The organism is Burkholderia sp. 10_S31, assembly GCF_056930375.1.
Genome location: NZ_JBXOWK010000001.1, coordinates 2384068 through 2395512 on the forward strand (window position 1 = coordinate 2384068; position 11445 = coordinate 2395512).

Genomic DNA, 11445 nt, shown 5'->3' on the forward strand with positions numbered 1-11445 from the left:
CGATCGCGGGGCGCGGCTTCGTCGCCGGCAGAACGGCGATGGCGCCGTCGCCCGTTCCGCCGCCGAGGTCCTGCGCTCGCGTGCGCGGACGCCGCCCGGCGCACCGTCCGCGGCGCCCGCTCCCGCGGGCGCCGCACGCCCGGCGGCTGTGGGATAATCGCTGAGTTTGCCCAGGGCGCAGCTCAAGAGGTTGTTCGCACGGGCGCGAGAGAGGCCTTTATTCCCGTGCCTCCACCCTTTTTCGCGATATTTCTTCAGCCATCACAATGCCCACATACCGTTCCAAAACCTCCACCGCCGGCCGCAACATGGCAGGTGCACGCTCGCTGTGGCGCGCCACCGGCATGAAAGACGACGATTTCTCGAAGCCGATCATCGCGGTCGTCAACTCGTTCACGCAGTTCGTGCCCGGGCACGTGCACCTGAAGGATCTTGGCCAGCTCGTCGCGCGCGAAATCGAAGCCGCCGGCGGCGTCGCGAAGGAATTCAACACGATCGCGGTCGACGACGGCATCGCGATGGGCCATGACGGCATGCTCTATTCGCTGCCGAGCCGCGACATCATCGCCGACTCGGTCGAATACATGGTCAACGCGCACTGCGCGGACGCGATGGTGTGCATCTCGAACTGCGACAAGATCACGCCGGGGATGCTGATGGCCGCGATGCGCCTCAACATTCCGGTGATCTTCGTGTCGGGCGGTCCGATGGAAGCCGGCAAGACGCGTCTCGCGAACCCGGTCACCAAGACCGTCGAACTGAAGAAGCTCGACCTCGTCGACGCGATGGTGATCGCGGCCGACCAGTCGTATTCGGATGCCGACGTCGCCGAAGTCGAACGCTCGGCCTGCCCGACCTGCGGTTCGTGCTCGGGCATGTTCACCGCGAACTCGATGAACTGCCTGACCGAAGCGCTCGGCCTGTCGCTGCCTGGCAACGGCACGGTGGTGGCCACGCACGCCGATCGCGAGCAGTTGTTCAAGCGCGCCGGCCGCCGCATCGTCGAACTGACGCGCCAGCACTACGAGCAGGACGACATGCGCGTGCTGCCGCGCTCGGTCGGCTTCAAGGCGTTCGAGAACGCGATGACGCTCGACATCGCGATGGGCGGTTCGACCAACACGATCCTGCACCTGCTGGCGATCGCGCAGGAAGCCGGTATCGACTTCACGATGAAGGACATCGATCGCCTGTCGCGCATCGTGCCGCAGCTGTGCAAGGTCGCGCCGAACACGAACAAGTACCACATCGAAGACGTGCACCGCGCGGGCGGCATCATGGCGATCCTCGGCGAGCTCGACCGCGCCGGCAAGCTGCACACCGACGTGCCGACCGTGCACGCGCCGACGCTGAAGGATGCGCTCGACCAGTGGGACATCGTCCGCACCGAGGACGCGGCAGTCCGCACGTTCTACCTGGCCGGCCCGGCCGGGATCCCGACGCAGGTCGCGTTCAGCCAGGACACGCGCTGGCCGAGCCTCGATCTCGACCGTGCCGAAGGCTGCATCCGCTCGTACGAGCATGCGTTCTCGAAGGAAGGCGGCCTCGCCGTGCTGACCGGCAACATCGCGCTCGACGGCTGCGTGGTGAAGACGGCCGGCGTCGACGAAAGCATCCACGTGTTCGAGGGCTCGGCCCACGTGACCGAGTCGCAGGACGAAGCGGTCGAGAACATCCTGAACGACAAGGTCAAGGCCGGCGACATCGTGATCGTGCGCTACGAAGGCCCCAAGGGCGGCCCCGGCATGCAGGAAATGCTGTACCCGACGAGCTACATCAAGTCGAAGGGCCTCGGCAAGGCCTGCGCGCTGCTGACGGACGGCCGCTTCTCGGGCGGCACGTCGGGCCTGTCGATCGGTCACTGCTCGCCGGAAGCGGCAGCAGGCGGCGCAATCGGCCTCGTGCGCGACGGCGACAAGATCCGCATCGACATCCCGAATCGCACGATCGACGTGCTGGTGTCGGACGACGAACTCGCGCGTCGCCGCGAAGAGCAGAACGCGAAGGGCTGGAAGCCGGCGCAACCGCGTCCGCGCAAGGTGTCGGCGGCACTGAAGGCCTACGCGAAACTGGTGATGTCGGCCGACAAGGGCGCCGTGCGCGACCTGTCGCTGCTGGACGACTGACGCCCCGGGCAGCGGGCCGCACGAACGGCCCGCCCGGTCGAAAAGCCGCTCTCCGGAGCGGTTTTTTTTCGTCGATGGCAGGCCGAACCGTCGCGCGCTCAGCGACGAAACTCGTCGCTGCGCCCGTCGCTGCCGCCCCCACCGCCACCGTGGCCTCCCTCATGGTTTCCGCCACCTTGCGGCCGGGCGCCGAAACCGCCGCCGCCCGGATTCGCCTGCGGCGGCATCATTCGGGTCACCGCGCCGCCGCCGGGCGCAGGCGCGGGTGCCGGACGCGCGACAGCCGCCGGCGGATGCGCATTGCCGCCCGCGCCCGGCATCGGCGCGGGCGCCGGTGCCGCCTGCGGAGCCGGCACGCGATTCGGGCCGTTCCAGCCGCCGCGCGTGGCCGACGGCCGCGTGTCGTGCTGCACGGGCGGCAGTGCACCGCCCGGTGCGCGCTGGATCGGTTCGCCCGGCTGCGGGTGCCCATAGGCGGGCGGCCTCCCGCCGGGGCCGACGCGCGGCTCGGCACGATGCTCCCAGCGGTCTCGATCGTGATACCACGGCCGATGCCGGTAATAACGGTCCCAGTACGCGCCGATCGCGAACCCGGTCACCGGCACGCCGATGATCGCGCCATATTCCAGCAGCGGCACGTAATTGCCCTGGTACGGATAGTCGAGCTGCTGCGCGTCGATCCAGCCGCGCACGCCCGGCAACGCGACGTCGCACCACGAGTAGTCGCTCAGGCAGCCGAACACGTCCAGCGCGGTGCCGGGCGGAACCTGCGCGACGACGGGATAATCGGGTGCCGGCCCCGCATAGAGTTCGGCCCCCGAGTTGGTGTAGGCGCTGCTTTGCGCGTCGGCGATGCCCGGCACCGCGGCGATGCCGAACAGGGCGACGCACAGACTTCGGATGATCGTGTTGCTCATGTTGCTCTCTCCCGCGCGGTGCCGCCGCGCGTCGGTCAGTGTCGATGGCCCCCGCCGCCCCAGTGTCCGCCACCCCAGTGGCCGCCGCCCCACGGACGGCGCCAGTACCCGCCCCGGTAACCGCCGCCCCAATGCCCCCAGAAGCCGAGGCCGATCGTGACGGGCGGCCCGTACCAGCCCGGGTAGTACGCGGGATAGTAGGCCGGGTAAGGCACATAGGCCGGCGCGGCATAGACCGGAGCCGGCGCGTAAGCGTAGTCGTCCGCCGGCGGCGGCACGGTCGGTGCCGCGGGTGTCGACGCGACCGGTCCGGCGTTTGCCGGCGCTACCGGAATCTCGCGCTGCGACACCGTGGCGGGCACGGGTGCGTAATACGGTGCATAGCCGTAAGGGCCCGTGTAATAGCAGCCGCTCAGCGCGAGCATGGCCAGCACGACGATGGATGGCCTTGCGGCGGGAATCGGGGTCATGTGAAGCTCCGCAGGAATCCGCGCGTCGCCGCGTGGCGCGCGCCTGACTGTAGCTTACGTCCCCTGCATATTTCTGCGGGTTTGATCGGTTACTTTTTGTTTCCCCGCGGCGAATGAAGGGTCGGACTGCGCGGGCATGCCGCGTGCTCCCGCGTCTGCCGCGCCGGCGTTGAAGTTGGTGCAAATGCCCTCAACTTGAATATCGAGTCAGGCTGGCCGGCGCGGACGGGTGTTCGCGGCCCCCGGCGGCCTGAAACCCGCGGACCTCGGCCCGCCCAGACAGGAACGCGGCTCACGCCGCCATCGACATGACTACGCCACGCCCCACGCTTCGGGCGGACACGCCCCTCGATCCGATCATCCAGCTGCTGGCGCTCGCCAGCGAACAGGGTTATCTGACGCACGCCGACCTCGTCGACGCGCTGCCGCCGGAAAGCGACAGCCCCGACGCGCTGGACGTCGTGCGCGCCGCGCTTGCGGACATCGGCATTGCCGTGCTCGACGAGCCGGCCGCGCCGGCGCCGTTCGCGGGTGCGGCACCGGTCGACGTCGATCGCGACGCGCTCGACGAAGGCCGCGCGCTGCTCGGCGATCTCGCCCGCGGCACGAGTGCTTCGACCGATCCGCTCGCGCTGTATATGCGGCGCATCCATGCGGTGCCGCTGCTCAAGCGCGAGGACGAAATCGTGCTCGCCCGCGAAATAGAAACGGGCCGCCATCAGATCCTGCATGCGCTCGCCGGCTGTCCGGCCGCGGTCGATGCGCTGCTCGCGCGCCATGGTGCAACGGGCGCAACCGGCACGGCCGGCGACGAAGGTGCTGACGTCGACGATCGCGAAGACGACACACCCGCGCCTGCGCGCTATGACACGCTGCAAGCTGCAGTCGCGGACGTGCGCGGCGCATTGCGCGCGCATGGCTGCCGCTCGTCCGAATACCGCGACGCGCGCAACCGCCTCGCCGCACTGCTCGGTTCGCTCGCGTGGGTTGCACCGGCCGTCGACGATGCGAGCGGCGTCGTGCGCGCACTCGCCGCCGCGCCGGTCGGCGCCACCCCGGACGCCGATACCGATGCCGCCTGTTTCGACACGGTCGCGCGGCGTGCGCTCGGCGCCGCACTGAGCGACGGCCAGCAGAAGGTGCGCGACGGCACCCGCGCAATGCTGGAGGCGAACCTGCGGCTCGTGCTGTCGATCGCGCGCAAGTACATGAACCGCGGCGTCGACCTGCCCGACCTCGTGCAGGACGGCTGCCTCGGCCTGATGCGCGCGATCGAGAAGTTCGAATACCGGCGCGGCTTCAAGTTCTCGACCTACGCGACCTGGTGGATCCGGCAAGCGGTCGCGCGCGCGGTAGCCGACCGCTCGCGCACGATCCGCGTGCCGGTGCACGTCGGCGACCAGTACCAGCGCGTGCAGCGGCATGCCCTGCGTTTCCGCCAGCGCACGGGCCGCCGCGCGACGCCGGCCGAGCTCGCGACCGAGACCGGGCTCGCCGAGGACAAGCTGCGCGCGGTGCTGGCGCTGCCGGCCGAGCCACTGTCGCTCGACACGCCGCTGCCCGACGCGGACGCCGGCCTCGTCGACCTGATCGAGGACCAGGCATCGGCAAGCCCGTTCGAGCGACTGGCGGACACGCGCATGCGCGAATGCGTGACGTCGCTGCTGCGGTCGGTCACGCCGGCCGAGGCCGACGTGCTGCGCCGGCGGTTCGGCCTCGGTGGTGCCGAACCCGATACCTACGATGCGATCGCGCAGGACGCGGGGATGTCGCGCGAACGCGTACGGCAGATCGAGAAGCGCGCGCTCGCCACGCTGCGCACGGCCGCCGAGGCCGAGGGCGCGCAGTCGTTCCTCGACGCGTAACCGGTCGCGCGGTCGTGCCGCGCTCCGGCACGACCGCGCGGCCCGGATCCGCATGTGCAACGCTTACCATTGACGCACATCAAGTTTTGTTCGCCGCTTGCCGTAACAATGTGCTGAAATGAAAGGTGGACCGGCGCGTTGCGCGCCCTGTCCATTCCGTTTGCGCTTCCCCGGGTCCCGCACCATGCAGACGACCGTCAGCCAGACGCACGAGGAAAACCGGCAGATCGCGGCCTGCCTGCGCGAAGCCGCGCAGTTGCTTGCCGACCAGGGTGCGAATCCTTACCGGGTTGCCGCCTACCGCGCGTCGGCCGACACAATCGAGTCGCTCGACGACGGTATCCGCATGCAGTTCGACGCCGGTGGCGTCGATGCCCTCGACGCGCTGCCGGAGGTCGGCACGGGCGTCGCGCAGGCAATCGCCGAACTGCTGGTGACCGGGCGCTGGCGCCTGCTCGATCGGCTGCGCGGCGACGCGGAACGCGCGTCCGCATTCGAAGCCGTGCCGGGTATCGGTCATGCGCTCGCGCTGCGGATTCACGACCAGTTGCACATCGATACGCTCGAGGATCTCGAACGCGCGGCCCGCAGCGGCCAGCTCGAAGCGATCGCGGGCGTCGGCCCGCGTCGCGCAGCCGGCATCCGCGCGGCGCTCGACGACGTGCTGAGCCGCCGCCGGCGCTGGCAAGGCCACGCACGCGATGCCGGCCCCGGCACCGAACCGCCTGTCGAACTGCTGCTTTACATCGACCGCCTGTACCGCAACAAGGCCGCCGCCGGCATCCTGCCGACGCTCGTGTCACGTCGCCTGAACGCGGACGTCAGCGTGTCGCCGCCCGTGATGCACATGACGAAAGGCGGCTGGCATTTCACCGCGCTGTGCCCGTATCCCGCGCGCCCGCACGAGTCCGGCCGCACCGCGGACTGGGTCGCGCTCTACTTCTACGATGCGTTGCAATGCGAGCACCAGCGGACCGTGGTCACCGAAACGCTCGGTTCGCTCGTCGGCAAGCGCATCGTGCGTGGACGCGAAATGGAGTGCCGCGTGTATTACGCGGGGTGAGGCGCCCGGGGCATCGGCGACCGCCCGTCCCAGGGCACGCTCGGCGCCACCTTTCAACAGGCCGAACCGCTCATGCGCCTTCCGTCTTCCCGCGACGCGCCGGGTGACGATGCGCCGCGATACGCAGCAGCTTGCGAAACGACGGACACTCGAGATGGCTCGGCGCCGGGCACACGGCCGCATGCCGCAGCGCATCGCGCACCGCACCGAGACGGCGGATCGTACGGTCAAGCTCATCGGCCTTGTCGTCGAGCTTCGCTCGATCGATCGCCGGCCGGCCGTCCGCGCCGAACATCGCGAGGATATCGTCGAGCGAAAAACCGGCCTCGCGCCCGAGCGCGATCAGCGCAAGGCGCTCCAGCACCGACTCGTCGTACTGGCGCCGCAGCCCGTGACGGCCGTTCGGCACGATCAATCCCTTTTCCTCGTAGTAGCGCAGCGTCGACGCGGGCAATCCCGAGCGACGCGCGACATCGGCGATGTCCAGACGGCTCATGCTTGACCTCAAGTGAACTTTAGGTTGCAAGATAGCCGCTCGACTCCTTCGACACAAGCCTGGACCGCCATGAACCCGCCGCAACCGACTCGTCTCCCATCACGCCCGGCCGCCGCAACCGTTCGACGCGGGGGCGCGCGATGACCTCACCCGACTTCCTGCCGCGCATCCTGCTGATCGGCGCGGGTGCGACGCTCGTGATGGACCTGTGGGCGCTGCTGCGGCGCAAGGCATTCGGGATTCCGTCGCTCGACTACGCGCTGGTCGGCCGCTGGCTCGGCCACATGATGCGCGGCCGGTTCCGGCATGCGTCGATCGTCGCCGCGCCGCCCGTGCCGGGCGAACGAGCGTTCGGCTGGATCGCGCATTACGCGATCGGCATCGCGTTCGCGGCGCTGCCCGTCGCGATCGCAGGCACGGAATGGGTCGGTGCGCCGACGCTCGTGCCCGCGCTCGTCGCGGGCTTTGCGAGCGTCGCCGCGCCGTTCTTCGTGATGCAGCCGGCGTTCGGGTTCGGCGTCGCCGCATCGCGCACGCCGCAGCCGGGCGTCGCGCGCCGGCGCAGCATCGTCACGCATCTGGTGTTCGGGGCGGGGCTCTATCTGGCGGCGTTCGGGCTGGCGGCGCTGCGCTATTGAGCGCCGCGCACCGCGGTCATTCGCCGCCGCTGTCGATCAGGTTGTGGCGCACGCGCCCGAGCAGGCGCACGAGCGTGTCGCGCTCGTCGCGCGTGAAGCCGCGCAGCCCGTCGTCGGTGACGGTGTCGCCCACTTCCAGCATCTGCGGAAAGATGTCGCGCGACTTGTCGGTCAGCCGGATCACGAACGCGCGGCGATCGTCGTCGTTCGCGACCCGTTCGATCCACCCGCAGCTTTCCATCCGGTCGAGCAGCCGCGTCAGCGAGATCGGCGTGATCTCGAGCCATTCCGCGAGCCGCGCCTGATTCATCTCGCCCTTCCACGTCAGGTACGCGAGCACGCGGCTTTGCGCGCGCGTCAGTCCGATGCGCTTCGCGCGCCGGTCGAACAAGCGTCCCTGCAGGCGGGCCACATCGGTGATCAGGTAGCCGATCCGGTTCTCGTAAGTCTTGTCCATGCGGCGATTATAGGGGCAGGCCGCGAATGTCCCGCGGCTCGAGTCAGGCGATGAGCACGGATATAATGAGCGTGCTTATAATTCGAGCCATACCGGATCGCCCCCACGGCGACCGCCGCACGGAGACGCCCGCTTGAACCCCGCCGCCGACACCCCCGCCTCGCCGCCCACCCTCAATCGGCCGATGCTGACCCTGTCGATCATGCTCGCGACGCTGATCCAGACGCTCGACAGCACGATCGCGAACGTCGCGCTGCCGCACATGCAGGGCACGCTGTCCGCGTCGCAGGACGAGATCACCTGGGTGCTGACCTCCTACATCGTCGCCGCGGCGATCGCGACGCCACTGACCGGCTGGCTGTCCGACCGCCTGAGCATGAAGCGGCTGCTGACGATCTCGATCGCGGGCTTCACGATCGCGTCCGCGCTGTGCGGGCTGTCCGAGTCGCTCGTGCAGATCGTCGGCGCGCGGCTGCTGCAGGGCGTGTTCGGCGCCGCGCTGGTGCCGCTGTCGCAATCGATCCTGCTCGACATCAATCCGCGCGAGAAGCAGGGCCAGGCGATGGCGATCTGGGGGATGGGCGTGATGGTCGGCCCGATCCTCGGCCCGACACTCGGCGGCTGGCTCACCGACAGCTACAACTGGCGCTGGGTGTTCTTCATCAACGTGCCGATCGGCGCGTTCGCGCTGGCCGGCGTGCTGACCTTCCTGCCCGCGCGCGCGCCGCGCCCGCACGTGAAATTCGACGCGTTCGGCTTCGCGACGCTCGCGCTCGCGATCGGCGCGTTCCAGGCAATGCTCGATCGCGGCGAACAGCTCGACTGGTTCGGCTCGTACGAAATCCGCATCGAGGCGCTGGTCGCGGCCCTCAGCTTCGCCTTCTTCCTCGTGCACACGGCGACCGTCGGCAAGGCGTCGTTCTTCAAGTCGGAGCTGCTGCGCGATCCGAACTTCGCGACCGGCACGCTGTTCATCTTCGTCGTCGGCGCGGTGCTGTACGCGACGCGCGCGCTGTTGCCGCCGATGCTGCAGAACCTGATGGGCTATCCCGTCGCGACGACGGGCCTCGTCACCGCGCCGAGCGGTGCGGGCACGATGATCGCGATGCTATTCGTCGGACGATTGTTGAAATACGTGGACGCGCGGGCGCTGCTGTTCGCCGGACTGGCGATTTCCGCACTCGCGCTATGGCAGATGATGCAGTACACGATCGTGTTGTCCGAGGCGGACATCGTGTGGCCCGGGGTGATCCAGGGCTTCGGGCTGGGGCTCGTGTTCGTGCCGCTGAGCGCGCTGTCGTTCTCGACGCTCGCACCCGAGCTGCGCGCGGACGGCACGGCCACCTACAGCCTGATGCGCAACATCGGCAGCAGTATCGGCATCTCGATCGTGCAGACGCTGATGACCCGCAACACGCAGGTCGCGCATGCCGACCTCGCGACCCACATCACGCCGTTCGACCCGGCCGTGCAGGCGCTGGCCGGCAGCCACCTCGACATCGCGCTGCTCGACCGCACGATCAACCAGCAGGCCGCGATGATCGCGTACCTGAACGACTTCAAGCTGATGTTCGTCGCGACGCTGCTGATGATCCCGCTGTTGCTGCTGATCCGCCCGCCGCAGAAAACGGCGAGCGTCGACGTCGCGCACGCGGCGATGGATTGACGATGCGACGGGCATACGCGCGTCGCGGGCCGCAACGTCAGGCCTTCATCGTCCCGGTGCGCACGTAGCGCTCGTGCCACGACAGCGCCTCGGCGAGCAGGTGCGGCGTGTGCTTGCCGAAGCTCTCCCGCGATGCACGCTCGAAGTAGTCCTCGAGCATCGGACGGTAGTCCGGATGCGCGCAGGTCGCGATGATCTTGCGCGCGCGCTGCTTCGGCGACAGGCCGCGCAGGTCGGCGAGCCCCTGCTCGGTGACGACCACCGCGACGTCGTGCTCGGTATGGTCGACGTGGCTCGCCATCGGCACGATCCGCGAGATCGCGCCGCCCTTCGCGGTGCTGGCCGACATGAAGCACGACAGGTAGCCGTTGCGCGCGAAGTCGCCCGAGCCGCCGATGCCGTTCTGGATCTTCGTGCCCATCACGTGCGTCGAGTTCACGTTGCCGTAGATATCGGCCTCGATCATCCCGTTCATCGCGATGCAGCCGAGGCGGCGCACGAGTTCCGGATGGTTGCTGATCTCCTGCGGGCGCAGCAGGATCTTTTCGCGGAACGTCGCGATCTCGTCGGCGAAGCGCTGCACCGCGGCCGGGCTCAACGACAGCGCCGTGGCCGACGCGAAGCTGAGCGTACCGTCGTCGAGCAGGTCGAGCATGCCGTCCTGGATCACTTCGGTGTACGCGGTCAGGTTCGAGAAACCGGCCGAGCTCAGTTCCGCGAGCACCGCGTTCGTGATGTTGCCGACGCCCGACTGCAGCGGCAGCAGGTTTTCCGGCAGGCGGCCGCGCTTCACTTCGTGGCGCAGGAAGTCGATCAGCTGATGCGCGATCTGCTTCGACGTCGCGTCCGGCGCGGAGAACGCGTTGCTGCGGTCCGGCGCGTCGGTCTCGACGATCGCGACGATCTTGTCGACCGGACAGCGCAGGTACGGCTCGCCGATCCGGTCGTCGCTTTTCGTCAGCGGAATCGGCTTGCGGTGCGGCGGCAGCGCCGTGCCGTAGTAGACGTCGTGCATCCCGTCGAGGCCGAGCGGCTGGCGCGAGTTGACTTCGAGGATCACGTGCTTCGCCTGCTCGAGCCACGTCTTGTTGTTGCCGATCGATGCGGACGGAATCAGCAGACCGTCCTCGCGGATGCCCGCGACTTCGACGATCGCGACGTCGAGGTCGCCGTACAGCCCGAACCATGCATATTGCGCGACGTGGCTCAGGTGGACGTCCTGGTAGTCGACTTCGCCGTTGTTGATCTTGTCGCGCAGCGTCGGGTCGGACTGGTACGGCAGGCGCATCGAGATGCCGTTGGTGCGGGCGAGCGCGCCGTCGAGTTCCGGCGCGGTCGATGCGCCCGTCAGCACGTTGACCCGGAAGTCCTCGCCGCGCGCGTGGGCGGCGTCGATGTGGGCGGCGAGCGCGGCCGGCACGGCCTTCGGATAGCCCGAGCCGGTGAAGCCGCTCATCGCGACGGTCATGCCGGGACGGATCAGCGCGGCAGCTTCGTCGGCAGTGCGGACGAGCGAACGCAGGGCGGGAGCGAGGATGCGTGAAGAAGACATGGCTATATATCTGACGCTTTTGGTCTGTCGTTGACGTCGCGGGGGGTGTCTCCTGAGCGACGCAAAGCCCTTGGGGCCGCGAGGGGCGGCCCGGCACCACGGGCACGGCCCGAGTATCGCAGAGGCCATCGCCGCGAAATGTCCGCCGGGTGCAAAAGATACTTACTGAATGCGCCGGGTATCGAACGGCCGTTC

General features: G+C 68.9%; 10 protein-coding genes. 5 read left to right on the forward strand and 5 right to left on the reverse strand.

From position 1 onward, the window contains the following. Nucleotides 1–266 precede the first annotated feature (266 nt). Complete coding sequence (gene ilvD / locus AC1Z3W_RS10660; protein WP_057928321.1) at nucleotides 267–2126, forward strand: dihydroxy-acid dehydratase; 1860 nt, start codon at nucleotides 267–269, stop codon at nucleotides 2124–2126. A 98-nt stretch (nucleotides 2127–2224) separates the two neighbouring features. On the opposite strand, the gene AC1Z3W_RS10665 is transcribed toward ilvD, so the two are convergent. Together AC1Z3W_RS10665 and AC1Z3W_RS10670 are read right to left on the reverse strand one after the other, a co-directional pair. After that, nucleotides 2225–3043, reverse strand: a complete 819-nt coding sequence (locus AC1Z3W_RS10665) for an SH3 domain-containing protein (protein ID WP_175827094.1) — start codon at nucleotides 3041–3043, stop codon at nucleotides 2225–2227. Between the two features lie 35 nt (nucleotides 3044–3078). Then, nucleotides 3079–3513 carry a hypothetical protein gene (locus AC1Z3W_RS10670; RefSeq protein ID WP_124834228.1) on the reverse strand — a complete coding sequence of 145 codons (435 nt, stop codon included), beginning with the start codon at nucleotides 3511–3513 and terminating at the stop codon, nucleotides 3079–3081. A 308-nt stretch (nucleotides 3514–3821) separates the two neighbouring features. On the opposite strand from AC1Z3W_RS10670, the gene AC1Z3W_RS10675 reads away from it, so the two are divergent. Then, complete coding sequence (locus AC1Z3W_RS10675) at nucleotides 3822–5378, forward strand: sigma-70 family RNA polymerase sigma factor (protein WP_175827096.1); 1557 nt, start codon at nucleotides 3822–3824, stop codon at nucleotides 5376–5378. A gap of 184 nt (nucleotides 5379–5562) precedes the next feature. Further along, a complete protein-coding gene (locus AC1Z3W_RS10680; protein ID WP_057930035.1) occupies nucleotides 5563–6441 on the forward strand; it encodes a helix-hairpin-helix domain-containing protein in 879 nt (292 codons plus the stop codon). A gap of 70 nt (nucleotides 6442–6511) precedes the next feature. Here the strand turns inward: AC1Z3W_RS10680 and AC1Z3W_RS10685 are convergent, their stop codons facing one another. Then, nucleotides 6512–6937, reverse strand: coding sequence for a helix-turn-helix domain-containing protein (locus AC1Z3W_RS10685; RefSeq protein ID WP_057930036.1), 426 nt, complete (start codon nucleotides 6935–6937; stop codon nucleotides 6512–6514). Between the two features lie 140 nt (nucleotides 6938–7077). On the opposite strand from AC1Z3W_RS10685, the gene AC1Z3W_RS10690 reads away from it, so the two are divergent. Beyond that, the gene (locus tag AC1Z3W_RS10690; RefSeq protein ID WP_057930037.1) at nucleotides 7078–7575 is read left to right on the forward strand and encodes a DUF2938 domain-containing protein; all 498 of its coding nucleotides are present in this window, start codon (nucleotides 7078–7080) and stop codon (nucleotides 7573–7575) included. 16 nt (nucleotides 7576–7591) lie between these two features. Here AC1Z3W_RS10690 and AC1Z3W_RS10695 read toward each other — a convergent pair whose 3' ends face one another. Further along, nucleotides 7592–8032 (reverse strand): MarR family winged helix-turn-helix transcriptional regulator, encoded by a 441-nt coding sequence (locus AC1Z3W_RS10695; protein ID WP_057930038.1) that lies wholly within the window; start codon nucleotides 8030–8032, stop codon nucleotides 7592–7594. A 133-nt stretch (nucleotides 8033–8165) separates the two neighbouring features. On the opposite strand from AC1Z3W_RS10695, the gene AC1Z3W_RS10700 reads away from it, so the two are divergent. Further along, complete coding sequence (locus AC1Z3W_RS10700) at nucleotides 8166–9698, forward strand: DHA2 family efflux MFS transporter permease subunit (protein WP_057930039.1); 1533 nt, start codon at nucleotides 8166–8168, stop codon at nucleotides 9696–9698. Nucleotides 9699–9735: 37 nt separating this feature from the next. On the opposite strand, the gene scpC is transcribed toward AC1Z3W_RS10700, so the two are convergent. After that, entirely contained in the window at nucleotides 9736–11250 is a 1515-nt protein-coding gene (scpC, locus tag AC1Z3W_RS10705; protein ID WP_057930040.1) for a succinyl-CoA:acetate CoA-transferase ScpC, read from the reverse strand. Nucleotides 11251–11445: the final 195 nt, after the last annotated feature.